At 53.3% G+C, this 24,076-nt stretch carries 21 protein-coding genes; 9 read left to right on the top strand and 12 right to left on the bottom strand.

The genetic code is table 11. The annotated features are described in order from the left end of the window. Nucleotides 1-10: 10 nt before the first annotated feature. A complete protein-coding gene (locus tag V6940_RS16715) occupies nucleotides 11-334 on the top strand; it encodes a cupin domain-containing protein (protein WP_333496597.1) in 324 nt (107 codons plus the stop codon). 36 nt (nucleotides 335-370) lie between these two features. Here the strand turns inward: V6940_RS16715 and wzz(fepE) are convergent, their stop codons facing one another. Further along, nucleotides 371-1,498, bottom strand: a complete 1,128-nt coding sequence (wzz(fepE), locus tag V6940_RS16710) for an LPS O-antigen length regulator Wzz(fepE) (RefSeq protein WP_333496596.1) — start codon at nucleotides 1,496-1,498, stop codon at nucleotides 371-373. A 474-nt stretch (nucleotides 1,499-1,972) separates the two neighbouring features. Between wzz(fepE) and V6940_RS16705 the strand changes: the two genes are divergently transcribed. The 5 genes from V6940_RS16705 (at nucleotide 1,973) to V6940_RS16685 (ending at nucleotide 7,396) form a co-directional block, all read left to right on the top strand. After that, the gene (locus tag V6940_RS16705) at nucleotides 1,973-2,863 is read left to right on the top strand and encodes a carbohydrate ABC transporter permease (RefSeq protein ID WP_333496595.1); all 891 of its coding nucleotides are present in this window, start codon (nucleotides 1,973-1,975) and stop codon (nucleotides 2,861-2,863) included. Continuing rightward, the gene (locus V6940_RS16700; protein ID WP_333496594.1) at nucleotides 2,856-3,758 is read left to right on the top strand and encodes a carbohydrate ABC transporter permease; all 903 of its coding nucleotides are present in this window, start codon (nucleotides 2,856-2,858) and stop codon (nucleotides 3,756-3,758) included. Before V6940_RS16705 ends, V6940_RS16700 begins: the two co-directional genes overlap by 8 nt. Before the next feature lie 12 nt (nucleotides 3,759-3,770). Beyond that, nucleotides 3,771-4,898, top strand: coding sequence for an ABC transporter ATP-binding protein (locus V6940_RS16695; protein WP_333496593.1), 1,128 nt, complete (start codon nucleotides 3,771-3,773; stop codon nucleotides 4,896-4,898). 14 nt (nucleotides 4,899-4,912) lie between these two features. Beyond that, a complete protein-coding gene (locus V6940_RS16690) occupies nucleotides 4,913-6,199 on the top strand; it encodes an ABC transporter substrate-binding protein (RefSeq protein WP_185670022.1) in 1,287 nt (428 codons plus the stop codon). A gap of 69 nt (nucleotides 6,200-6,268) precedes the next feature. After that, nucleotides 6,269-7,396: an oligogalacturonate lyase family protein gene (locus V6940_RS16685; protein ID WP_333496592.1), complete on the top strand. Its 1,128-nt coding sequence runs from the start codon at nucleotides 6,269-6,271 to the stop codon at nucleotides 7,394-7,396. 85 nt (nucleotides 7,397-7,481) lie between these two features. On the opposite strand, the gene araE is transcribed toward V6940_RS16685, so the two are convergent. The 3 genes from araE to kduI all read right to left on the bottom strand — a co-directional run bounded on the left by araE (nucleotide 7,482) and on the right by kduI (nucleotide 10,927). After that, entirely contained in the window at nucleotides 7,482-8,900 is a 1,419-nt protein-coding gene (gene araE, locus V6940_RS16680; RefSeq protein ID WP_185670020.1) for an arabinose-proton symporter AraE, read from the bottom strand. Between the two features lie 360 nt (nucleotides 8,901-9,260). Continuing rightward, nucleotides 9,261-10,022, bottom strand: a complete 762-nt coding sequence (gene kduD / locus V6940_RS16675) for a 2-dehydro-3-deoxy-D-gluconate 5-dehydrogenase KduD (protein ID WP_185670018.1) — start codon at nucleotides 10,020-10,022, stop codon at nucleotides 9,261-9,263. A gap of 68 nt (nucleotides 10,023-10,090) precedes the next feature. Next, entirely contained in the window at nucleotides 10,091-10,927 is an 837-nt protein-coding gene (gene kduI / locus V6940_RS16670) for a 5-dehydro-4-deoxy-D-glucuronate isomerase (protein ID WP_333496591.1), read from the bottom strand. Nucleotides 10,928-11,403: 476 nt separating this feature from the next. On the opposite strand from kduI, the gene V6940_RS16665 reads away from it, so the two are divergent. Next, nucleotides 11,404-12,579: an oligogalacturonate lyase family protein gene (locus V6940_RS16665; protein WP_185670016.1), complete on the top strand. Its 1,176-nt coding sequence runs from the start codon at nucleotides 11,404-11,406 to the stop codon at nucleotides 12,577-12,579. A 274-nt stretch (nucleotides 12,580-12,853) separates the two neighbouring features. Here V6940_RS16665 and V6940_RS16660 read toward each other — a convergent pair whose 3' ends face one another. The 3 genes from V6940_RS16660 to V6940_RS16650 form a co-directional block, all read right to left on the bottom strand. After that, nucleotides 12,854-13,558 (bottom strand): oligogalacturonate-specific porin KdgM family protein, encoded by a 705-nt coding sequence (locus V6940_RS16660; protein ID WP_185670015.1) that lies wholly within the window; start codon nucleotides 13,556-13,558, stop codon nucleotides 12,854-12,856. A 478-nt stretch (nucleotides 13,559-14,036) separates the two neighbouring features. Continuing rightward, entirely contained in the window at nucleotides 14,037-15,221 is a 1,185-nt protein-coding gene (locus V6940_RS16655; protein ID WP_333496590.1) for an acetyl-CoA C-acetyltransferase, read from the bottom strand. A 111-nt stretch (nucleotides 15,222-15,332) separates the two neighbouring features. Beyond that, entirely contained in the window at nucleotides 15,333-16,202 is an 870-nt protein-coding gene (locus tag V6940_RS16650) for a LysR family transcriptional regulator (protein WP_333496589.1), read from the bottom strand. Between the two features lie 94 nt (nucleotides 16,203-16,296). On the opposite strand from V6940_RS16650, the gene V6940_RS16645 reads away from it, so the two are divergent. Together V6940_RS16645 and V6940_RS16640 are read left to right on the top strand one after the other, a co-directional pair. After that, nucleotides 16,297-16,758, top strand: coding sequence for a multidrug/biocide efflux PACE transporter (locus tag V6940_RS16645; protein WP_333496588.1), 462 nt, complete (start codon nucleotides 16,297-16,299; stop codon nucleotides 16,756-16,758). Nucleotides 16,759-16,869: 111 nt separating this feature from the next. Further along, complete coding sequence (locus tag V6940_RS16640; protein WP_035897649.1) at nucleotides 16,870-18,099, top strand: amino acid permease; 1,230 nt, start codon at nucleotides 16,870-16,872, stop codon at nucleotides 18,097-18,099. Nucleotides 18,100-18,196: 97 nt separating this feature from the next. Here the strand turns inward: V6940_RS16640 and mqo are convergent, their stop codons facing one another. The 5 genes from mqo to V6940_RS16615 form a co-directional block, all read right to left on the bottom strand. After that, complete coding sequence (gene mqo, locus V6940_RS16635; RefSeq protein ID WP_333496587.1) at nucleotides 18,197-19,852, bottom strand: malate dehydrogenase (quinone); 1,656 nt, start codon at nucleotides 19,850-19,852, stop codon at nucleotides 18,197-18,199. A gap of 192 nt (nucleotides 19,853-20,044) precedes the next feature. Beyond that, entirely contained in the window at nucleotides 20,045-20,818 is a 774-nt protein-coding gene (locus V6940_RS16630) for an ABC transporter ATP-binding protein (RefSeq protein ID WP_333496586.1), read from the bottom strand. Further along, nucleotides 20,815-21,786, bottom strand: coding sequence for an ABC transporter substrate-binding protein (locus V6940_RS16625; RefSeq protein ID WP_333496585.1), 972 nt, complete (start codon nucleotides 21,784-21,786; stop codon nucleotides 20,815-20,817). The genes V6940_RS16630 and V6940_RS16625 overlap by 4 nt, the downstream gene beginning before the upstream one ends. Before the next feature lie 51 nt (nucleotides 21,787-21,837). Then, nucleotides 21,838-22,668, bottom strand: a complete 831-nt coding sequence (locus tag V6940_RS16620; RefSeq protein WP_333496584.1) for an ABC transporter permease — start codon at nucleotides 22,666-22,668, stop codon at nucleotides 21,838-21,840. Between the two features lie 9 nt (nucleotides 22,669-22,677). Beyond that, a complete protein-coding gene (locus V6940_RS16615) occupies nucleotides 22,678-24,024 on the bottom strand; it encodes an LLM class flavin-dependent oxidoreductase (RefSeq protein WP_333496583.1) in 1,347 nt (448 codons plus the stop codon). Between the last annotated feature and the right edge of the window lie 52 nt (nucleotides 24,025-24,076).

The following is a 24,076-nucleotide window of genomic DNA, read 5'->3' as shown; positions in this document are numbered from 1 at the left end:
GGACCGCCTGATGTTTATTTTTCATAAAGAAACCACCCTTGAAGATCTGGGCAATGGCGTAACCCGCCGCATTCTCGCGCACGATGGCAAAATGATGGCCGTTGAGGTGAACTTCGAACAGGGCGCCATCGGCCCGATGCACAACCACCCGCACGAGCAGCTGACCTACGTGCTGTCCGGCGAATTCGAATTCACCATCGGTGATGAAAAGCACGTCGTTGCCGCAGGCGACACACTCTATAAGCAACCGAACATCATGCACGGCTGCGTGTGCCTGAAAGCAGGTACGCTGCTGGATACCTTTACGCCGATGCGTCAGGACTTCCTTAACTAAATAAAAAGGCTCGCCATATGGCGAGCCTTTTTATTATTACGCTCTGAACATTTGTCTGCCCAGCGCGTAACCACATCCTAATAAACCACCTAACAGGCAGCCCAATACCAGGATTAGCGCTTTCCCTGGGCCATCTTTTTTAATCGGCAACGTAGGCGAAAGCTGGTAAGCCACCGGCATAAAATCGACGTCTGGAATCGTGAGTGATTGCAGCTTTTGTATATTGTACTCACGGTTTTGCAGCTCGCTATTCAAGGTGCTGACATCCTGCAATGAAGATTCAATTTTCAGCTTTTCCGCAATACCCGCAGCGCCCAGCGAGATAGAGAAATCAGGATCGTCCTTAACCGCCAGACCTTCGCTGTACAGCGGTTTTTGTATGCCTGCCGCATTAGCAATACTCAAGGAGTATTTTAATCTCTGGATAAGAATATTTCGCGCATTTTCCAGATGAGTACGATCTAATGCCAGACTCGCTTTCTCCGTACTAATTTGCTTACCGATATTATTTCGCATCGTTTGCAGGACTTCCTGACGCACCTCAGCGCTAATATGGTCAAGATAGCCGCGCAGAATAGTTTGCGCCCGCTCAGGCTCCGCCCCCGTAAACTCCAACGTCCAGCTTACAAATGGTCTCTGTTCGGTTGGCTTTTTTGGATCCATGTTGTTTGTAATCTTCAGGCTTTCAGCCATACCGACTATTTTACTATGCAATTCAACGGGATCAGTGACATCTTTGATCATACCCGATGAACCAAGCCACTCCTGAAACTGCGATTGGGAACTCAACTTCTTGATAAATAGGTTGAAAGTATTTACACGACTATTTTGCACTGGAACGGCAAGGGTTTTCATCTGAATAATCAAAGGATCGAGGTTAACAACATCGATACTTTCAGGCATGGTCAGTACCGCTCTGCTGGTCCATTTTTGCGGCAGTATGAATGCCAATGCCAGGCTCAAAATCGCAGAGGCAACAACAAAAGTGGCAATTATCTTTTTTTCACGCCAGAGGCGAAGCAGCAAGAGACGGAGATCGATATCATCATTGCTGCTGGCTGCAACCAGCAAATTTCTGGCAGGAGTAGGCTGTAGTATGGGTTCTATTGACATAATGGTAAGAGCGCTAATGTTTAAGAAGGAGGCGTAAACCCCGAAATCCACAAGGACAATAAGCTCATTCTATAAGATTTCTCTTTATTTTATCACTATATTTTCAGGTGAATTCATCGCCTTCAGATGGTTCTTATTGATTCATCAAAAGATTTGCCTACCCAGAAGAGGATGATAGCTCCGCCCCCCTCCCCACAGTACAAAATGCCACACCACTCACCTTTTTAAAACGCCGTTTCGACTTCGATCACACTTTCACGATTAATCGAATGACGCAGAAACAAATCGCAATAAAATAAATTTAAAACGGCGTTTTATAAAAAAGCCCTCGCAGAGAGTAAGATTTTAAAACGCCATCGAAACAGACAATGGATAGCGCAAAAAGATTTTGAATTACATTTACTTACAGGGAAAGGCTGAATGACCGATAACAAGCTAACACTTTAAAACCCAGGCGCCAGCAGGCGCAGGGGATGTAACAGACACCCAATCCGTTTGACACACTTGTTCGCCAGGTAGGTATGTATGAATGAAAACAGAATGTTGGGATTGGCCTGGATTTCACCCTATATCATTGGGTTGATAATCTTCACGGCCTTCCCGTTCGTTTCATCTTTCTTCCTCAGTTTTACTGAGTATGACTTGATGAGCCCGCCGGTATTTAACGGCATAGAGAACTATCGTTACATGTTTACAGAAGATGCCCTCTTCTGGAAATCCATGGGCGTCACGTTCGCCTACGTATTTTTAACTATCCCGTTAAAGCTCGCTTTTGCTTTAGGGATTGCGTTTGTTCTTAACTTTAAATTACGCGGTATCGGCTTCTTCCGTACTGCTTATTATATTCCGTCTATCCTCGGTAGCTCCGTAGCTATCGCCGTACTGTGGCGTGCACTCTTCGCCATCGACGGCCTGCTGAACAGCTTTATCGGCGTGCTGGGCTTCGATCCGGTTAACTGGCTGGGCGAACCTTCACTGGCGCTGATGTCCGTCACCCTGCTGCGCGTATGGCAGTTCGGTTCCGCGATGGTTATCTTCCTGGCCGCACTGCAAAACGTCCCGCAGTCCCAGTATGAAGCCGCGATGATCGATGGCGCATCCAAATGGCAGATGTTCATGAAAGTGACCGTGCCGCTGATTACGCCGGTTATCTTCTTCAACTTTATCATGCAGACCACCCAGGCATTCCAGGAGTTTACCGGCCCGTACGTTATTACCGGCGGCGGCCCAACCTACTCGACGTATCTGTTCTCGCTGTACATCTACGACACGGCGTTCAAGTACTTCGATATGGGCTATGGTGCAGCGCTGGCATGGGTCCTGTTCCTGGTCGTGGCTATCTTCGCAGGCATTGCCTTTAAGTCTTCAAAATACTGGGTGTTCTACTCCGCCGATAAGGGAGGCAAAAATGGCTGATATCCAACAAATCTCCGACGCAAGAACCATCGCAGAGCGTGAGGTTGCCCGCACCCTTCGTCGCGAGAAGATCAACGCCTGGATCCGTTACGTCATCCTGCTGATCGTCGGTCTGTTAATGCTCTACCCGCTGGCCTGGATGTTCTCGGCGTCGTTTAAACCGAACCACGAGATCTTCACCACGCTGAGCCTGTGGCCGGCACACGCCACCTGGGATGGCTTTATTAACGGCTGGAAAACCGGTACCGAGTACACCTTCGGTCATTACATGCTGAACACGTTCAAGTATGTCATTCCGAAGGTCATTCTGACCATTATCTCTTCCACCATCGTGGCGAATGGCTTTGCCCGCTTCGAGATCCCATGGAAGAAATTCTGGTTCGCGACGCTCATCACTACCATGCTGCTGCCGAGCACCGTACTGCTGATTCCTCAGTACCTGATGTTCCGCGAAATGGGCATGCTGAACAGCTACATGCCGCTGTACCTGCCGCTGGCCTTCGCCACGCAAGGGTTCTTCGTCTTCATGCTGATTCAGTTCCTGCGCGGCGTACCGCGTGACATGGAAGAAGCGGCACAGATTGACGGCTGTAACTCCATTCAGGTGCTGTGGTACGTGGTAGTACCGATTCTGAAGCCAGCGATTATCTCCGTCGCACTGTTCCAGTTCATGTGGTCCATGAACGACTTTATCGGCCCGCTGATCTACGTCTATAGCGTTGATAAGTATCCGATTGCACTGGCACTGAAAATGTCCATCGACGTGACTGAAGGCGCGCCGTGGAACGAAATTCTGGCAATGGCGAGCATCTCCATTCTGCCATCTATCATTGTGTTCTTCCTGGCACAGCGCTACTTCGTACAGGGCGTTACCAGCAGCGGAATTAAAGGTTAAGAGGGATATATCATGGCTGAAGTTATTTTCAACAAACTGGAAAAAGTGTACTCCAACGGCTTCAAAGCGGTACATGGTATCGACCTGAAAATCGCTGAAGGTGAGTTCATGGTGATTGTCGGTCCATCCGGCTGCGCCAAGTCCACCACCCTGCGTATGCTGGCTGGCCTGGAAACCATCAGCGGCGGCGAAGTCCGCATCGGCGAGAAAATTGTTAACAACCTTGCGCCAAAAGAGCGTGGGATTGCGATGGTGTTCCAGAACTATGCGCTTTATCCGCATATGACCGTGCGTGAAAACCTGGCGTTTGGCCTGAAGCTGAGCAAGCTGCCAAAAGCGCAGATTGAAGCACAGGTGAACGAAGCGGCGAAAATCCTCGAACTGGAAGAGCTGCTGGACCGTCTGCCGCGTCAGCTCTCCGGCGGCCAGGCGCAGCGTGTGGCCGTAGGCCGTGCGATTGTCAAAAAGCCAGACGTGTTCCTGTTCGATGAACCGCTGTCCAACCTGGATGCCAAGCTGCGTGCGTCAATGCGTATCCGTATTTCCGACCTGCACAAGCAGTTGAAGAAATCCGGCAAGCCAGCGACCACCGTCTACGTCACCCACGATCAGACCGAAGCGATGACCATGGGCGACCGCATCTGCGTGATGAAGCTGGGTCACATCATGCAGGTTGATACGCCGGACAACCTGTACCACAAGCCGAAAAACATGTTCGTCGCCGGCTTTATCGGCGCACCGGAAATGAACATCCGCGCCTGCAAGCTGGTGAATAAAGAAGGCACCCTGAACCTGGCGATTGGCGATGAGTTCATGGCACTCAGTGAAGGGTTGAACCAGAAACTGGCCGGTCATGACAATGAAGAAGTGTTCTACGGTATCCGTCCTGAATTCGTCTCGCTGTCCGACGAGCCGTTTGCCGAAGGCGGCTGCAGCGGTGAAATGGTTCGCGTGGAAAACATGGGCCATGAGTTCTTCGTTTACCTGAAAGTGGCGAACTACGAGCTGACGGCACGAATCCCTTCAGATGAAGCTAAGCCAATGATTGATAAGGGTCTTCATCGTAAGGTGTACTTCAAGTTTGATATGAATAAATGCCATATCTTTGATGCTAAAACTGAACAGAACCTCTCCCTATAATCTGGAGTATTAAAATGAAAAAAGTGCTTTTAAGCGCAGCAATCTCCGCCACTCTGGGTCTGACCGCCCTTCCTTCGATGGCAAAGGATGTTGACCTTCGTATGTCCTGGTGGGGCGGCAACGGCCGTCACCAGGTGACTCTGAAGGCGCTGGAAGAGTTCCACAAGCAGAACCCGGATATTAACGTGAAGGCCGAGTACACCGGTTGGGACGGTCACTTATCCCGTCTGACCACTCAGATTGCTGGCGGCACTGAGCCGGACGTGATGCAAACTAACTGGAACTGGCTGCCAATCTTCTCGAAAAACGGCGACGGCTTCTACGATCTGAACAAAATGAAGGACGTGATCGACTTAAGCCAGTTTGATGCCAAAGAGCTGCAGTCCACCACCGTGAACGGCAAGCTGAATGGGATCCCAATCTCCGTGACCGCTCGCGTGTTCTACTTCAACGATGAGACCTGGAAACAGGCAGGCGTAGCCTACCCGAAAACCTGGGACGATCTGCTGGCGGCGGGTAAAACCTTTGAAAGCAAGCTGGGCAAACAGTACTTCCCAGTGGTTCTGGAGCACCAGGATACCCTGGCGCTGCTGAACTCCTATATGACGCAGAAGTACAACATTCCGGCCATCAACACGGACACTAAGAAGTTCTCCTACTCCAAAGAGCAGTGGGTTGAGTTCTTCCAGATGTACAAAAAGCTGGTCGACAGCCACGTGATGCCTGATACCAAGTACTACGCGTCCTTTGGCAAGAGCAACATGTATGAAATGAAGCCGTGGATCCAGGGCGAATGGGGCGGTACTTACATGTGGAACTCCACCATTAACAAGTACTCCGATAACCTGAAGCCACCAGCGAAGCTGGAGCTGGGTAGCTATCCAATGCTGCCGGGCGCTACCGACGCGGGTCTGTTCTTCAAACCTGCACAGATGCTCTCCATCGGCAAATCCACCAAGAACCCGGAAGCCGCTGCGAAAGTGATCAACTTCCTGCTGAACAGCAAAGAAGGTGTCGATACCTTAGGTCTGGAACGTGGCGTGCCGCTGAGCAAAGTCGCGGTGAAATACCTGACCGAAGACGGCATCCTGAAAGAGAGCGATCCTTCCGTTGCGGGCCTGCGTCTGGCGCAGTCTCTGCCAGCGAAGCTGAGCGTCTCTCCTTACTTTGACGATCCGCAGATCGTTGCCCAGTTCGGCACCACGCTGCAGTACATCGACTACGGCCAGAAATCCGTAGAAGAAGCGGCAGCGGACTTCCAGCGCCAGGGCGAGCGTATTCTGAAACGCGCCATGCGCTAATCACGATTTAGCTATCAATACCCTGCAACTTCCGGTTGCGGGGTATTTTTTTATTTAAGGAGAAAGCACATGAAAGGCAAAATCATCCCGCTGAATTTCCGTACGCAGAAAGACAGCGAAACCGGTCACGAGGTGATCCGGATGACGCCACCGCACATTATTTGCCACCGAAACTACTTCTACCAAAAATGCTTTACCCGCGACGGCGGCAAGCTGATTTTTGGCGGCGCATTCGAGGGGCACTGGAACTATTATTTACTGGATATTGCCGCCCAGCAGGCGACCCAGCTTACCGACGGCGCGGGGGATAACACCTTCGGCGGTTTTCTTTCCGACGACGATCAATCGTTATGGTACGTGAAAGACACGCGCCAGCTGAGACGCCTGGATCTCTCGACGCTGGAAGAGTACGTGGTCTACGAAGTGGACGATGAGTGGGTTGCCTACGGCACGTGGGTCGCAAACTCAGACTGCACGAAGCTCGTCGGCATCGAAATTAAAAAAAGCGACTGGCAGCCATTAACCGATTGGTCGAAGTTCCGCGCCTACTACTTTACCAACCCGGAATGCCGTCTGATTAACATCGACCTGAAAACCGGGGAACAGCGGACCATCCTGCAGGAAAAACGCTGGCTCGGGCACCCTATCTACCGCCCGTTTGACGATCGGACCGTGGCGTTTTGTCACGAAGGCCCGCGTGACGCCATCGACGCGCGCATGTGGCTGGTCAATGAAGACGGCAGCAACGTTCGCTGCGTGCGTCAGCATCAAAAAGGGGAAAGTTTTACCCACGAATTCTGGGTGCCGGACGGCTCTGCGCTTTACTACGTGGCGCATCAGGAGAACAGCCCGCACCGTTATCTCTACAGCGCCGACCCACAGACGTTGGAAAATCGCCAGCTGATGGAGATCCCGCCCTGTTCGCACCTGATGAGTAACCATGACGGCTCCCTGGTGGTTGGTGACGGCGCGCCGCATAACACCGGCGACATCAGCCTGAACGATCCGTTTATCTGGGTGTTTGATTTAAAAACCGGTGAGAAAAAAGCGATTTGCCAGCATAACAGCAGCTGGAAGGTGCTGGACGGCGACCGTCAGGTCACCCATCCGCATCCGTCGTTTTCACCGAACAGTGAGTGGGTGCTGTATACCTCGGACGCTGAGGGAATGCCAGCGCTGTATTTAGCGAAGGTGTAAAAGCCGGGTGGCGGCTACGCCTTACCCGGCCTACATTTGGCGCGACTTTGTAGGCCCGGTAAGCGTAGCGCCACCGGGTACTCCATCAGACGCCGATATCCCGTAATTTCTCGCCTTTCATCAGCTTACGTTCAATGTGCTCCAGCGTCACCCCTTTGGTTTCCGGAATCAGCCAGAAGGTCACGCCGATAAAGGCCACGTTAAGCACGGTATAGAGCCAGAACGTCCCCGCCGCACCAATGGAATCCAGCAGCGTCAGGAAGGTTGCGCCGATAATCATGTTCGACACCCAGTTGGTGGTGGTAGAACAGGTGATACCGAAGTCACGGCATTTCAGCGGCTGAATTTCAGAGCAAAGGATCCACACTACCGGCGCCGCGCTCATCGCATAGCCCGCAATACACATCATGGTCATACCGACGGAGAGCCAGGAGAGCCCGCTGCTCGCGGTGCCATTATCAAACTGCATCAGGCAGTAGCCCAGCACCAGCGTACCGATAGCCATCACGGTAAAGCCAATTTTCAGCGCCGGTTTGCGTCCAGCTTTATCGACGGTAAACACCGCAATAAAGGTGGCGAACATAAAGGTTAAACCGACCACCAGGGTGGCAATCATCTGCTGTTCAGTCGTAGTGAAGCCCGCCATTTTGAAGATGCGCGGCGCGTAGTACATGATGATGTTCATGCCGGTAAACTGCTGCATCGCCTGCAGCAGCATGCCGAGGAACACCGCGCGGCGCACGTTGCGATTCACCTTAAACAGCGCCCAACCGCCCTGCTTCAGCTTCAGGCTTTCACGAATTTCATTCAGCTCGTCGCGCGCTTTTTCAGACGTGTCGCGCAGCATGCGCAGCACCTCTTCCGCTTCAATATGACGGCCTTTTTCCGCCAGCCAGCGCGGGCTATTCGGCAGGAAAACCACCAGCACAATCAGCACCAGAGCGGGCAGCGCCAGCACGGCGAGCATCGCGCGCCAGTTGCCGCTGTAGCTAAACGCGGTGTCGGAGAGAAACGCCATCACGATACCCAGCGTCACCATCAGCTGGTACATGCTGATCATTTTGCCACGCACGTTTTCACTCGCCATTTCGGACAGATACAACGGCGCGGTATACGAGGCGATCCCCACGGCAACGCCGAGGATAACCCTGGCGACCAGCAGCATTTCGACGTTAACGGCAAAACCGGAGCCCAGCGAACCGGCCACGAACAGCACGGCGCCAACCATCAGGCTGTATTTACGGCCCAGGCGGAACGACAGCCAGCCGTTGAAGAGCGCACCGATGGCGGCCCCCAGCATCATACTGCTGACCACCCACTCCTGCAGGCGGTTAGAGAGCACGAAGTGATCGGTGATAAAGGGCAGCGCCCCGGCAATCACCCCGATATCAAGGCCAAAGAGCAGCCCCGCCACCGCAGCGGCAAAGGAAACAAACATATTCATGCGCCGGGTATCGCGCTGGGCGTTCGGCATTAACGTTGAATCGTTGCTGATTGAAGTCATTTTTTTCCTGCCAGACAAAGTAAGACATGGAATGAAAATACGAGATAGCCGCGCCAGACCGTCAGGCCATAAACGTTATTAATATGGATTATATTGCTGCATAGGTTGGTTTTGTGATGGACATTCGACTTTCGCATGGAAGTGAAACCCGTTACATATAGCCAGAAAACCCTACTACACATGCGTTACTATTTTCTGGTAGGTGAAAGTGCATGGACGATATGAATATGTAGATATGGATGATTAAAGACCCCGACGTTGCCTGTGCCATCCGTAGCCCGGCCGAGCAAAGCGACGCAGGGGATCCTACAGACATAAAAAAACCTGCCGAAGCAGGTTTTTTATCACTCAAAAGCTAACTTAGCGAGCCAGCCAGCCGCCATCAACCGCAACGGTGTAGCCGTTGATGTAGTCAGATGCCGGAGAAGCCAGGAACACGATTGGCCCCATCAGATCGCTTGGCAGACCCCAACGACCCGCTGGAATACGGTCAAGGATCGCCGCGCTACGCTCTTCGTCAGCGCGCAGCTGCTGGGTGTTGTTGGTGGCCATGTAGCCCGGTGCAATCGCGTTCACGTTGATACCGTGTTTCGCCCACTCGTTCGCCATCAGGCGAGTTACGCCCATCACGCCGCTTTTAGACGCGGTGTAAGATGGAACGCGGATGCCGCCCTGGAAGGAGAGCATAGAGGCGATGTTAATGATTTTGCCGCCGTTACCCTGCGCGATGAAATGCTTAGCCGCAGCCTGAGACATGAAGAACACGCTCTTGATGTTCAGGTTCATGACGTCATCCCAGTCTTTTTCGCTGAAATCGATCGCGTCTTCACGACGAATCAGGCCCGCGTTGTTCACCAGGATATCGATATGGCCGAATTCAGCCACCGCGCGTTCCAGCAGTTCTGGAATGCCATCGATTTTACGCAGGTCAGCGGTCAGGCTCAGGAAGCGACGGCCCAGTGCGGTAACGCGTTCGATGGTTTCGGTTGGCTCAACGATGTTGATACCGACGATGTCGCAGCCTGCTTCCGCCAGACCCAGCGCCATACCTTGACCCAGACCGGTATCGCAACCAGTCACTACGGCAACTTTGCCCTGCAGAGAGAATGAATCCAAAATCATTTTATATTCCTTGTCGTTTTGCGCCTGTACCGGACAGGCATCATTAATCTAATGCTTGCTGTCCGCGACTAGCGCAGATCCCTAACTGCTACATGATCCATGTCATCAAAGACCTGGTTCTCACCCACCATTCCCCAGATGAAGGTGTAAGCCTTCGTACCGACGCCGGAATGGATTGACCAGCTCGGTGAAATCACCGCCTGTTCATTGTGCATCACGATATGACGCGTTTCCTGCGGCTGCCCCATCATATGGAACACGCAGCTGTCTTCATCCATGTTGAAGTAGAAGTACACTTCCATGCGGCGCTCGTGGGTATGGCACGGCATGGTGTTCCACAGGTTACCTGGCGCCAGTTCGGTCAGGCCCATGCTGAGCTGGCAGGTTTCCAGCACATCAGGAACAAAGTATTTATTGATGGTACGGCGGTTGCTGGTGAGGTCATCTCCAAGCGTAACCGGCGCAACGTCTGCAGGCGTGACCTTTTTGGTCGGGTAAGTGGTGTGGGCCGGTGCGCAGTTATAGTAAAACTTCGCTGGTTTCGCCGCATCAATGCTGGCGAACACCACTTCTTTCGCGCCTTTACCGATGTACAGAGCATCGCGATGGCCAATTTCATAGCATTTACCGTCAACGGTAATCGTGCCCGCACCGCCAATGTTGATGACACCCAGCTCACGACGCTCGAGGAAATAGCTTACGCCAAGTTGCTTGCCGACTTCACCGCCGACGGAGACCGTTTTCGCCACGGGCATAATGCCACCAACGATAATGCGGTCGATATGGCTATAGACCATAGTGTATTCATCAGCAGTGAAAACCTGTTCAACTAAAAACTCGTCTCGAAGGCCCTGCGTATCCAGCGTCTTAGCATGAGCGCTATGAATGCTCTGTCTTACTTCCACCTGAACCTCCAGGAAAATGTGGTTTTATCTTCTATATTAGAAACGAAACTGCGTTCCGCTTTGTTTAATGCTTGTATCTTATCCCTGATGAAATGGGTTTTCAATTACAAATAAAACATCGTTTCATTTTTTCTGCGTAATAATATCAAAAATGCAAAAGCGATCACGAATATGCACTTTTGTCGCGTTGCAAAAAAACAAAAAATACTATTATTCATTCAGTTACATGTTTCTTTGAAAAATTACCACTTTAGTAGAAAGGATGTTGCGAAAACAAAGGCGAGCTTGACAAGCTGCAGATTGGCTACACAAAAAAGTAGCAGAAATGATGATTTTTCGTATAAAGTGAGTCTGACATCACAAACAATGAAACGCTGTTTTGATAAATTGATACCCAATTTTTAAAATAACATCAGAATCGGCCAGCACGGGAGATAGCACCCTGCGACCGCTAGAGTGAGTGAAAGGAGAGCATCATGGCTAAAGGCATGCGGGTTAAATTGAACTATGAGGTCAGCCGCGACCCAGATACCGGCGCGGAGGTCACCCGCTTAACGCCACCGGAAGTAACGTGTCATCGTAACTACTTCTATCAGAAGTGTTTCTTTAATGATGGCAGCCACCTGTTATTTGCCGGCGAATTCGATGGCCACTGGAACTACTATTTACTGGATGTCGCCAACGCCGAAGCCGTACAGCTGACCGAAGGCGCAGGTGATAACACTTTTGGCGGCTTCCTCTCTCCTGACGATAAATCACTCTACTATGTGAAGAACGACCGTACCCTGCTGGAAGTTAACCTGAAAACCCTGGTCGAGCGTGAAGTGTACCGTGTGCCAGATGAGTGGGTTGGCTACGGCACCTGGGTATCGAACAGCGACTGCACCAAGCTGGTTGGCATCGAAATCGCGAAGAGCGACTGGACGCCGTTGAACGACTGGCAGTTGTTCCACGATTTTTTCCATAAAGGCCCGCACTGCCGTCTGCTGCGCGTTGACCTGAAAACCGGTGAAAGCGCGACGATTCACGAAGAAAAAATCTGGCTCGGCCATCCAATCTATCGTCCATTCGATGACAGCACCGTGGCCTTCTGCCACGAAGGCCCGCACGATCTGGTCGACGCACGCATGTGGCTGGTTAATGAAGACGGCAGCAACGTTCGCAAAGTCAAAGAACACGCGGAAGGTGAAAGCTGCACGCACGAATTCTGGGTGCCAAACGGCTCCGCGCTGGTGTACGTCTCGTATCTGAAAGGGCAACAAGGCCGCACCATCTACCGTTTCAATCCGGATACCAACGTAAACGAAGCGCTGATGCAGATGCCAGCCTGCTCTCACCTGATGAGCAACTTCGACGGCACAATGCTGGTTGGCGACGGTTCCGGCACGCCGGTTGATGTGAAAGATACCAGCGGCTACACCATTGATAACGATCCCTACCTGTACGCGTTCGACGTGGCAAAACAGGCTTACTTCCGCATTGCTCGTCACGATACGTCGTGGGCAACGGTACAAAACAGCCGTCAGGTAACGCACCCGCATCCGTCCTTTACCCCGGACGACAGCGCGGTGCTGTTCAGCTCTGACAAAGACGGTAAGCCGGCGCTGTACATTGCCAAACTGCCTGCTGAACGTGTGTTAGTAAAAGCGTAATAAATCTAAGTTTTGTGTTTCTGTAACTGGCCTTGCCCTCCTCTGGAGGGCTTTTTTTTGGGCTGGTTTTTCGGTTGGAGCAGGAACCCTCACCCTAGCCCTCTCCCTTAAAAAGGGAGAGGGAACATTCCGTGCGGAAATGAATAACTGCACCCAACGGTCCCCTCTCCCCTTTGGGGAGAGGGTTAGGGTGAGGGGAAACTCGCGCCGCACCAAAAACGAAAACCCCCGGCTAAATGCTCCGGGGGGAAAACGGATGAGGGTCCGAATTTATTTAGAAGGAGTAAGCAACGCCCACACGTAAACGGGTCTGACGCTCATCGGTCGATTTCACGCCCACGTTACCCACTTCAAAGTACGGGGACCAGTTCTTATCCCATTTGTACGCCAGCTTAGCGTTATATTCGGTGCTGTACGGTTTGTTGTTGTTACGATACAGGCTCTTATGCTGATCGTCGGCTACCGTACTGCGTGCATACACGTAGTTCAGCTCTGCACGCCAGTCGCCCATCGCCCAACCAACCCAGGTATCCACTTTGTTCACTTTATCGTCAACGCCGCCGCTTGCCGGTACGCGGGTGTATTCATAACGGTAGCGGGCTGCGACGTAGAAACCGTTATCAAAGCTGTACTGCGCATGCAGATAAGGTTTGTAGATTGAGAAGCTGTCCTTACTCTCAATGTTAAAGCCAGGGTTCAGGGCAAAGTTATCTGTCGCCTTCCAGCGCCAGTTAATGGACTCTTCGTGACCATTACCCACCACTTCGTTAAACGGGCGATCCTGTTTATCAGCATCACCACCCGTTTTCCATTTTGCTTCTACGCCAAAACCAAGACCGTTATCAAAACGATGGGATACCGCAACACGGTCTGCGTTGGAGCCGCTGTCAATATATTCATGACGCAGGTCAACGGTTACCGCAGATGCAGCGAAAGACATACCAGATAATACGGCCAGGGCCAGAGTTTTCTTAAACATTTGCCATCCCTCAATTAAAATTATGTTTCTTTTTTATGAAATTGGATTTTATTTTTTCCGGTTTTGCATTTTAGTGATCAAGATCGTAATTATTTGTTTCAGAAAATCCGGCACACGAAGGACGTGATAAAGCTCAACAAAAAATCAAAGATGTCCCTTAAAAATAAAACGCAGATCACAAACTTTTATATAAAGGTATTTTTAATTAAATTAAAATTCATTAATAACAGCAACTTACGCAAAAACAAATAACCACAGTTATTCTTAGCGATAGTAATAATTTATGTTTTACTAATAATCTGCCTAAGCGTCATCTCATACGCGTCATTTACAACTGATACAAATGAACATAAATACATAAGGGAATGAACTAGACAGAAGTCCATTTCTATTCTCATAAATTCGGGCATATAAACAAAAAAGACCTCGATTGAGGTCTTTCTGTGAGGGGGGGAATTAAGGGGAAACTAAAGCGTTATTACTGAATATCGCGTTCGACGGCAAGCGCCACACCCTGACCGCCGCCGATGCACAGCGTGGCCAGTCCTTTACGGGCATCGCGTTTCACCATTTCGTGAACCAGCGAAACCAGGATACGGCAGCCCGAAGCTCCGATAGGATGCCCTAATGCAATCGCCCCGCCGTTGACGTTGACCTTCTGCTCGTTCCACTCCAGCATTCTGCCCACCGAGATCGCCTGTGCGGCAAACGCTTCATTGGCTTCTATAAGATCGACATCGCTCAGCTGCCAGCCTGCTCGCTCAAGGCAGCGGCGGGTGGCATAGACCGGCGCGATGCCCATTAACGCGGGATCGACGCCGACGCTGGCAAAAGCGCGGATCCTGGCAAGGATCGGTAGCCCTAGCTCCAGCGCTTTGCTTTCGCTCATCATCAGCACCGCCGCCGCGCCGTCATTAATGGACGAGGCGTTGCCCGCGGTCACGGAACCAGCATGATCAAAAGAGGGGACCAGACGCGCCAGCGCTTCGGCACTCGCATCGGTTTGTGGCTGCTCATCGGTATCGACAATTTGTGAACCGCCAGGCTGTAGATTGATGACCGGGACAATTTCATCGCGAAAACGTCCTGAGTCGATAGCCCGACGGGCCTTGTGCTGTGAGCTGAGCGCCCACGCGTCCTGCTGCTCGCGGCTGATACCATACTCACGCGCCAGGTTCTCGGCCGTCACGCCCATATGGTAATCGTTGAAGGCATCCCACAGGCCATCATGCACCAGGCTATCAATCAGTTGGCTATTGCCGAGCTGCGCGCCAGTGCGGCTATCGGTCAGTACATGCGGGGCACGGCTCATGTTCTCCTGCCCGCCAGCAATCACCACATCGGCCTCGCCACACTGAATCGCCTGCGTGGCCAGATGCAACGCTTTCAGACCAGAGCCACACACGTCATTGATGGTAATCGCCGAGACGGTATTCGGCAGGCCGCCTTTAATGGCAGACTGTCGCGCCGGGTTCTGTCCGGTTCCCGCCGTTAATACCTGACCAATGATCACCTCATCAATGGTCGCGGCGGAAATTCCGCTACGTTCGACCAGGGCATTAATCACCAGGCTACCCAACTCCACGGCGGAATGGCGGGCAAGCGCCCCCTGAAAACAGCCGATGGGCGTTCGGACAGCACCTACGATAACGACGTCTTTCATCTCGACCTCAGCGCAAAATTATCCGCGTATAGTAGATGATTGTTATCAACTATTATCGTAATTGTTTAAAAAAAGTGAGTTTTATCACAAAGGAAATTCACCCCGTTTCATTCAGGCAGAAACCTGCTGCAAATACTGTCGCAGCCAACTTCCCCCCGCGCCCAGCGGTGAGGCTTTATGCCATAGAAGGTCGGTCGATACCGAGATTGGCCAGCCCACAATATCCAGCATAGTCAGCTCAGCCGAGCGCGCAAATTCGTCCACCAGCGCACAGGGCAATGCACACCAGCCTAGCCCCTGCGCCGCCATGCTCAGCAGCATCAGATAGTTTGGTGCAGACCACACTGGCCCACGCGCTGGCGTAGTGCGATTTTCCAGATAAGTATTCAGCCGCAGCTCGCGCCAGGTGCTCAACTGCTCCCACTCCAGCCCTCGCTCAGCGGCCAGGGGATGCGTCGGCGACACGTAAATCGCCATGCGCGTTTGCATCGGCAAACGGGTATGGCCGATATCGGTAGGATAGCTATCCCGCGCTTCAATTAAGCCAACCTGCGCGCGCCCTTTTTGCAGCAGATCCACCACGTCGTCGTCTTCCCCTACCAGGCACTCAAATTCCGTGTGCGGAAAACGGCGGTCAAACTGAGCCAGCAGATCTTCGAGCACGTCGGGATGCAGCGTATCGGAAAGCACAAAGGTCAGCCGCGCCTCGGTCTCGCCGCTGAGCGACACCGCCAGCTCATCCAGCCGTTCGCTGGCGCTCAGAATGGCCTGTACGTAGCTCAGCACCCGCTGCCCTTCGGCAGTGAGCAGCGGCTGGCGTGTGGAACGGTCAAACAGCGTCACGCCGAGATCCGCCTCAAGATGGGCAATGGCGGTGCTGATGGTGGACTGACTTTTTCGTAAGCGACGCGCCGCCGCTGAGAAAGAGCCGCAGGAGACCGTTTCAACAAACGCGGTCAGGGCTTCGGGAGAATAGCGCATGATGTATCTACTTTATCGATGGTTTCTATCTTTTACTTATCACATTTATCCATAAAATGCCCACTATCGCATTCCATAAATCAAAGGTCACAAGATGCAAAACGATTCATTACATCGCAGAAAACTCCCGGAGCGTATCTTCCATGCCGTGTGCTTCGAGGGGATCGCCACCGCGATCCTCGCCCCTACCGCGGCTTACCTGATGCAGCGATCCGTACTTGAAATGGGCGGGCTAACGGTCATTCTGGCCACCACCGCGATGATCTGGAATATCATCTATAACGCCGGTTTCGACCGCTTTTGGCCGGTGACCCGCGTTATTCGTACCGCTAAGGTTCGTGCCCTGCACGCGCTCGGCTTTGAGTGCGGGTTTATTGTTATCGGGGTGAGCATCGTGTCACTGGTGCTGGGCGTGACTCTCCTGCAGGCGCTGACGCTGGAGATTGGTTTCTTTCTGTTCTTCCTGCCCTACACCATGCTCTACAACTGGGTTTACGACACCCTGCGCGATCGCATTATCAAGCGCCGTCAACAGAACCTTTACGCGCAAAATTAATCTGCTTTTCAGGCCGATAACAATCGGTCTGAAAATGTTCAGCCACACGAAAAGCTAATTATGGTAAATTATCCGCCATTTTTTTGGTTTTATGGTTGATATATTCAGATAATGTCTAAAATTTGGTCTAAAGAAGAGACGCTATGGAGCTTTGCCTTATATGGCACTGCCGTCGGCGCGGGGACCCTTTTCCTGCCCATCCAGCTTGGCGCCGCAGGTGCCGTGGTGCTGTTTATTACCGCCCTCGTCGCCTGGCCCCTGACCTACTGGCCGCATCGCGCCTTATGTCAGTTCATCCTGTCCGCTAACACCCCGGCAAGCGTTGGTATCACCGGTGCCGTCAGCCACTATTACGGCAAAAAGATCGGCAACCTGATTACCACGCTCTACTTCGTTGCCTTCTTCGTGGTGGTATTGATTTACGCGGTGGCCATCACCAACTCGCTGACCGAGCAGATTGGTCACCATATGCCGGTCGATCTCACGACACGAGCGTTGGTCAGTCTTGGCGTCGTACTGCTGCTAAACCTGATCTTCCTGACGGGTCGTCAGACGACCATCAAAGTGATGGGCATGCTGGTCTTCCCGCTGATTGCCTACTTCCTGTTCCTGTCTATCTACCTGACCGGAAGCTGGCAGCCGTCGCTGCTGACCACGCAGATGGAAGTCAGCACGCATACATTGCACCAGGTGTGGTTATCCATTCCCGTGATGGTTTTCGCTTTTAGCCATACGCCGATTATCTCCACCTTCGCCATCGACCGGCGGGAGAAATATGGCGAGCAGGCCATGGGTAAATGCAAAAAAATCATGAAGGTGGCGTATCTGGTCATCTGCCTGAGCGTGCTGTTCTTTGTGTTCAGTTGCCTGATGTCGATTCCACCGTCCTATATCAATACGGCGAAAGCCGAAGGCGTGACCATCCTTTCCGCCCTGTCGATGATGCCAAACTCTCCGAGCTGGCTGTCGATTTCCGGGATTGTGGTCGCGGTGGTCGCGATGTCGAAATCGTTCCTCGGCACCTATTTTGGGGTCATTGAAGGGGCCAGCGAGATGGTGAAATCTTCGCTGAACCAGGTTGGCGTTCGCAAGAGCCGCTCGTTTAACCGTGGGCTCTCTATCCTGCTGGTGTCGGCGGTGACCTTTATCGTCTGCTGCATTAACCCGAACGCGATTTCGATGATTTACGCCATCAGCGGCCCGCTGATTGCCATGATTCTGTTTATCATGCCAACGCTGTCGACCTACCTGATCCCGTCGCTCAAGCCTTACCGTTCAATCGGCAGCTTGATTACGCTGATTGTCGGTCTGCTGTGCGTGTCGGTGATGTTCTTCGGGTAAGCGCATCACGGATGTAAAAAAGCCTGCCAGGGTAACCTGACAGGCTTTTTTTGTAGGCCGGATAAGGCGAAGCCGCCATCCGGCAATCACAACGATATTACAGCGCCATATCGTGCTGCGGTGACGCGTTCGCAGGCTGCTCTGCCGGTTTTGCCTGAGCAACTGGGGCCGCTGGCATCTGAATCACCGGCGGCTTGGTCAGCTCGAGCGTGGCGGCTGTGTCATCCCAAACCTGCTGGGTCAGCGCAACGTTGCCGTTCAGGTTCTGGCCAAAGCTCGGTACGATACCGCGAATTTTGCTCTGCCATTCAGGTGAGTTGAACTGATCCGGGAACAGCTTTTTAATCACGTTCAGGGTGATTGGCGCAGCGGTAGAGGCACCCGGTGATGCGCCCAGCAGCGCAGAGATGGTGCGCTGTTGGTCAACCACCACTTCGGTACCCAGCTTCAGCACGCCGCCTTTGTCCGCATCTTTCTTAATGATCTGCACGCGCTGGCCTGCCTGAATCAGCTTCCAGTCCTCTTTACGCGCCTCTGGGTAGTACTCTTTCAGCGCGGCAAAGCGGTCGTCATCGCTCAGCATCACCTGGCTCACCAGGTATTTCACCAGGTCGAAGTTATCCAGACCCACATGGGTCATCGGCATCACGTTGCTGGTCGTGGTGGTGCTCAGCAGGTCAAAGAACGAACCCTGTTTGAGGAACTTGGTGGAGAAGGTCGCGAACGGCCCAAACAGCACCACACGCTTGCCATCGATAAAGCGCGCATCGATATGCGGCACCGACATCGGTGGCGCACCCACGGAAGCCTGACCGTACACTTTTTCCATATGCTGACGAGTGACGTCCGGGTTTTCGGTCATCAGGAAAGAGCCGCCAACCGGGAAGCCCGCGTAATTGTCTGCTTCCGGAGTACCGGTTTTCTGCAGCAGCTTCAGCGCCCCACCGCCGGCACCGATAAAGACATACTTCGCATCGATAGCATGCTGCTTACCGCTGTTCACATCTTCAATGGTGACGTGCCAGGAGTTATCGCCGTTGCGTTTGAATTCAGTCACTTCAGAGGAGGTTTGCAGCGTGAAGTGGTTGTTCTTCTGCAGGCTGCCGATCAGCTGACGGGTAATTTCGCCGTAGTTAACATCGGTACCGACCGGCGTCCAGGTAGCAGCGACCTTTTGCTGCGGGTCACGACCGGCCATCACCAGCGGCGCCCACTGGGCAATTTGCTGATGATCGGTGGAGAATTTCATGCCCTGGAACAGCGTGGTTTTCTGCAGCGCATCGTAACGTTTACCGAGGTAATCCACGTTTTTATCGCCCCAGACGAAGCTCATGTGCGGCGTGGAATTAATAAAGCTATGGGGATTATTCAGAATGCCGCGCTTCACCTGCGAGGACCAGAACTGGCGGGAAATCATAAACTGTTCGTTAATTTCCAGCGCCTTAGTCACGTCGATGGTGCCGTCCGGGCGCTCCGGCGTGTAGTTCAACTCCATATTAGCGGAGTGGCCGGTACCGGCGTTATTCCAGCCATTAGAAGATTCCATCGCGACTTTATCAAGCTTCTCCACCATCACCTGTTTCCAGTCAGGCTGTAACTCCTGTAACCAGGTGCCCAGTGAGGCGCTCATGATCCCGCCGCCAATCAGCAGAACGTCGGTTTTTTCGGTGGTATCGGTATCTGCGTAAGCCGCTGAATTGACCAGCAGCGCGATGGTCGCCAGGGTAAATAGTTTTTTATTAATAGCAGGCATAATGATGATATTCGCATAGCTAAATGTAATGTGTGCGCTAATAGTAGCGCACTTTTACATTATTTTAAAATACCACTCACTTTCCACTTAGAGTTATTAACAAACTACCCACCCCGCTTTTTTTAATTAAAAAAAGCATCCGTATTGTTTGCGTGGAAATAAAATTTAAATAATTTGAGTTTAATTCAGTAATTAATGCAGGCCGAATTCCGCCATAAGCTGCTGGCGTAATAGAACAAAATCCGTGCTGCTACGTTCACGCGGTCGCGGTAATGTCACCTCAATGGTACGAATCGGGTCGCCTTTAATTTTTGGCAAAATAATCACCCGATCGGCAAGGTAAATCGCCTCTTCCAGATCGTGCGTCACCAGCACCATCGTCATCTTTTCCGCATCGCGAATGCGCGCCAGCTCTTCCTGCATGGTGATTTTGGTCATCGCATCCAGCGCCCCTAGCGGCTCATCCAGCAGCAGAATTTCCGGCTGAATGGTCAGCGCTCTGGCAATGCCGACGCGCTGGGCCATGCCGCCGGAAAGCTGGTTGGGCAGCGCCTGCTCGCAGTGGCTAAGCCCCACCAGCTCAATCGCCTCTTTCGCCCGCGCCCTGGCCTGCTTGCGCGGCACGCCCTGCACGTCGAGGCTAAAGCTGACGTTTTCCAGCACCGTCAGCCACGGCAGCAGGCGCGGCTCCTGGAAAATCACTGCCCGCTCGCGGCTCATTCCGTGTACCGCCTGACCATCAACCACCACGTCGCCCGCATCCGGCGTTTCCAGCCCTGCGAGAATTCGCAGCAGCGTGGTTTTGCCGCAGCCGCTGGGGCCAACGATGGCGATACTCTGCCCACTTTCAATCTGTAAATTGAGGTCGCGGAAGACGTCAAACGGCTTCCCCTCAAGGGAAAAGGTCTTGCGTAAACGACAAATCGAGATATCGCCGCGGGCGGTCTGCGTGGTTGATGTCATCATACACCTTCCGTTTTCAGCAAAATATTTGACGCTTTAAGCTGGCCTTTTTTCAGCACGCCATCGCGCTCAAGAATATCCAGCCAGAACTGCACATCATGAGGTTCCGACAGACCGCCTTTGCGGACACCGTAGCCGGTGAAGTACTGCGCCACGTCCGGGTTCTCGCCGCGTTCTTTAAGGATCTTCGCCATAATGTCGCGCACCTGCGCCGGGTTGTCGCGGGCATAATCCAGCGCACGAGCCGACTCAACCACGAAGATGCGCGCCGCATCCGGGTGCTGTTTGACGAAGTCGGAACGCAGCACCGTAAAGCCACCGGCAATCGGCCCCAGCACGTCCGCATCGTTGAAGATCGGGCGCAGGCCGCCGTGGCTACGCGCCACGCCTTCGAAGGTGGTCTGCCAGTAGCCAAAGGCGGCAACGTCAACCTGGCCCGAACGCAGAGTCTGCTCAAGCTGAGGGCCCGGAACCGCGACCGGTCTGGCGGCGTTTTCCGGCAGGTTTGCCTGATGCAGCGCTTCCCGCAGGGTATAGTCCAGATGCGCGCCCAGGGTGTTTACCGCCACGCTTTTTCCGACTAAATCTTTGATGGACTTAATCGGGCTATCCTCCTTCACGTAGAAGATGGATTTGGTGGTTTCATTGATGCCGTTGGTCGGGTAAGCCGCCACAAAGTCGTTACCGTTGGCAATGGCATTAATGACCGCTGGCGTCGCCGCTGAACCAACATCAATGCTGCCGGACGCCAGAGCAAATAAAGACTCCGGGCCACCGCTGGCGTAACCGGCATTTTTAATCGACACGCCGGTACCTTTAAAATATCCCAGCGCTTCCGCCAGTTCGTGAGCGGAAATACCGCCATAGCTCGCCATATAGCGCATCGTCACTTCATCCTGAGCACGAACCGACGCACTCACACCCAATAAGAAAAGTACCGCAACCCACGCAGAATAGAACTGTTTTTTCATTATAAAAATTCCTTTATGGCGATAAGTAAAAACGCAAAATAACGTGCAAAATTAACGGCTACGGATATTCCATCGACACAGACGACGTTGCAGTACGACCAGAATCGCGTTCGCTAATAACCCGGCAAACGCCAGTAGAAATATCGCGGCAAACATCATGGGTATTTGGAAGTTATATTGCGCATTCATCACCCTGAAACCGATCCCCTGATTCGCCCCGATCATTTCGGCAGCAATCAGCAGCAGCAGCGCGGTGGTGGCCGACAGGCGCAGGCCGATAAAAATAGAGGGAACGGAAGCGGGAACTATTACCCGGTAGAACAGCGTCAGGCGTCCGGCGCCAAAGGTGCGCGCCATCTCCAGCAGTTTGGTATCCACCTCCTTCACGCCGCTGATGGTCGACAGCAGAATCGGGAACAGCGCCGCCCAGAAGATCACGAACACTTTGGAGGTTTCCCCTAAGCCCAGCAGCAGGATAAAGATCGGATACAGCGCCAGCGCCGAGGTTTGACGGAACAGTTGCAGGATAGGATCCAGCGCCTGTTCCAGCGGGCGAATCTGGCCCATAAACAGCCCCAGCGGGATCCCCACCACGATAGCCGCGGCGAAGGCCAGCCCGGCACGCTGAAGACTGATGGTAATGTCACCCAGCAGCGCGCCCTGAGTCATACCGTTCCACAGGGCGACAAAGATTTTATCCAGCGGCGGGATGATCGCCGCGTTCAGCCAACCGGCGGTGCTGGCAATCTGCCAGCCGGCAAAGAACAGCACCAGCAGGCCATAGCGCGCGATCAGCGACAGGCTGCGTTGATACCACACCTGGTAGGCAGGCTTCGCCTGCACGCGCGCCTTCAGGCGAATTCGGGTCGTGGAATAGAACATTACGCCTCCTTAAGCCACTTTGCTGTTACGCACGGCGCTGTAGCGGTTGCTGGCAAACGGTAGCCCCAGATTTTCACGCAGCGTTTTGCCCTCGTACTGAGTACGGTACAGCCCGCGTTTTTGTAAAATCGGCACCACCAGTTCGATAAAGTCGTCCAGGCCGCCCGGAAGCCACGGCGGCAGCACGTTGAAGCCATCGGCGGCTTCGTTTTCAAACCACTCCTGCAACGTATCTGCCACCTGTTCGGCGCTGCCCACCACGGTGAAATGACCGCGAGCGGTCGCCACCCACTGGTAGAGCTGGCGAATGGTGAAGTTGTTTTCATCGGCAATCTGGCGAATCAGCTCGGGGCGCGATTTCATCCCTTCGGTCACCGGTAGCGGTGGCAGCGGGCCGTCCGGGTCGAATTTCCCGAGATCGATACCGCCACCGGCCAGGCCATTCAGCAGGGCGATGCCGTCGGCTTCGACAATCAACGAGGTCAGCTTGTGGTACTTCTCCTTCGCCTCTTCCTCCGTTCGCCCAATGAACGGCGCGACGCCAGGCATAATCAGCACATGGTTAGGGTTACGGCCGACGGCGCGAGCACGTGATTTGATATCGCGGTAGAAGTCCTGCGCGGTGTCGAGATGCTGATGCGAGGTAAAGATCACTTCGGCCGTCGCGGCAGCCAGCGCACGGCCGCTTTCAGATTGCCCCGCCTGCACAATCACCGGCTGACCTTGCGCCGAGCGTGGCACGTTCAGCGGCCCGCGGACCTTAAAGAATTTACCGACGTGATCGGTGTTGTGCACCTTACTGCGGTCAAAGAACTGGCCCGAGGCTTTGTCACGTAAAAACGCGTCGTCTTCAAAGCTGTCCCACAGTTTTTTCACCACTTCGACGTGCTCTTTCGCCCGCTGGTAGCGGTACTCATGCGGATGCTGGGTATCCAGATTAAAGTTGTGGGCCGCGGCTTCGGTAGCGGTGGTCACCACGTTCCAGCCCGCGCGCCCGCCGGAGATGAGATCCAGCGAAGCAAACTTGCGTGCCAGGTTATAGGGTTCTTCGTAAGTGGTGGAAGCGGTGGCGATAAAGCCGATATTTTGCGTCAATGGCGCCAGCGCCGAAAACAGGGTCACCGGCTCGAAGCCCGCCACTTTCGCGGTACCGCCGTCGGTCACGCCGGAAGCGGGGATCGCCAGGCCATCAGCCAGAAAGTAGGCATCAAACAGGCCGCGTTCTGCGGTCTGGGCAAGCTGCTTATGGAATTCAAAGCTGGTCGCGCCATCGGCGGGAGCATCAGGGTGACGCCACGCCGCGATATGCTGGCCGCCACCAGGAAGGAAAGCCCCTAATTTGATTTGTCTGCTCATTCTGGTTTCTCCTGATTCGATGCCGAAAGTGGGCTGGAACCAAGATAGCCAG

Origin of the sequence: Kluyvera sp. CHPC 1.251 (assembly GCF_036759945.1) — a bacterium.
Taxonomy (GTDB): Bacteria; Pseudomonadota; Gammaproteobacteria; order Enterobacterales; family Enterobacteriaceae; genus Kluyvera; species Kluyvera sichuanensis.
The sequence above is the reverse complement of the archived record's forward strand: the minus strand, read 5'-3'. Positions and strand labels throughout refer to the sequence as shown.

Excerpts from the sequence above, each read along its gene's own strand:
- V6940_RS16715 (WP_333496597.1), top strand. The coding sequence starts at position 11 with ATGTTTATTTTTCATAAAGAAACCACCCTTGAAGATCTGGGCAATGGC.
- V6940_RS16705 (WP_333496595.1), top strand. The coding sequence starts at position 1,973 with ATGAATGAAAACAGAATGTTGGGATTGGCCTGGATTTCACCCTATATC.
- V6940_RS16700 (WP_333496594.1), top strand. The coding sequence starts at position 2,856 with ATGGCTGATATCCAACAAATCTCCGACGCAAGAACCATCGCAGAGCGT.
- V6940_RS16695 (WP_333496593.1), top strand. The coding sequence starts at position 3,771 with ATGGCTGAAGTTATTTTCAACAAACTGGAAAAAGTGTACTCCAACGGC.
- V6940_RS16690 (WP_185670022.1), top strand. The coding sequence starts at position 4,913 with ATGAAAAAAGTGCTTTTAAGCGCAGCAATCTCCGCCACTCTGGGTCTG.
- V6940_RS16685 (WP_333496592.1), top strand. The coding sequence starts at position 6,269 with ATGAAAGGCAAAATCATCCCGCTGAATTTCCGTACGCAGAAAGACAGC.
- araE (WP_185670020.1), bottom strand. The coding sequence starts at position 8,900 with ATGACTTCAATCAGCAACGATTCAACGTTAATGCCGAACGCCCAGCGC.
- kduD (WP_185670018.1), bottom strand. The coding sequence starts at position 10,022 with ATGATTTTGGATTCATTCTCTCTGCAGGGCAAAGTTGCCGTAGTGACT.
- V6940_RS16665 (WP_185670016.1), top strand. The coding sequence starts at position 11,404 with ATGGCTAAAGGCATGCGGGTTAAATTGAACTATGAGGTCAGCCGCGAC.
- V6940_RS16660 (WP_185670015.1), bottom strand. The coding sequence starts at position 13,558 with ATGTTTAAGAAAACTCTGGCCCTGGCCGTATTATCTGGTATGTCTTTC.
- V6940_RS16655 (WP_333496590.1), bottom strand. The coding sequence starts at position 15,221 with ATGAAAGACGTCGTTATCGTAGGTGCTGTCCGAACGCCCATCGGCTGT.
- V6940_RS16650 (WP_333496589.1), bottom strand. The coding sequence starts at position 16,202 with ATGCGCTATTCTCCCGAAGCCCTGACCGCGTTTGTTGAAACGGTCTCC.
- V6940_RS16645 (WP_333496588.1), top strand. The coding sequence starts at position 16,297 with ATGCAAAACGATTCATTACATCGCAGAAAACTCCCGGAGCGTATCTTC.
- V6940_RS16640 (WP_035897649.1), top strand. The coding sequence starts at position 16,870 with ATGTCTAAAATTTGGTCTAAAGAAGAGACGCTATGGAGCTTTGCCTTA.
- mqo (WP_333496587.1), bottom strand. The coding sequence starts at position 19,852 with ATGCCTGCTATTAATAAAAAACTATTTACCCTGGCGACCATCGCGCTG.
- V6940_RS16630 (WP_333496586.1), bottom strand. The coding sequence starts at position 20,818 with ATGATGACATCAACCACGCAGACCGCCCGCGGCGATATCTCGATTTGT.
- V6940_RS16625 (WP_333496585.1), bottom strand. The coding sequence starts at position 21,786 with ATGAAAAAACAGTTCTATTCTGCGTGGGTTGCGGTACTTTTCTTATTG.
- V6940_RS16620 (WP_333496584.1), bottom strand. The coding sequence starts at position 22,668 with ATGTTCTATTCCACGACCCGAATTCGCCTGAAGGCGCGCGTGCAGGCG.
- V6940_RS16615 (WP_333496583.1), bottom strand. The coding sequence starts at position 24,024 with ATGAGCAGACAAATCAAATTAGGGGCTTTCCTTCCTGGTGGCGGCCAG.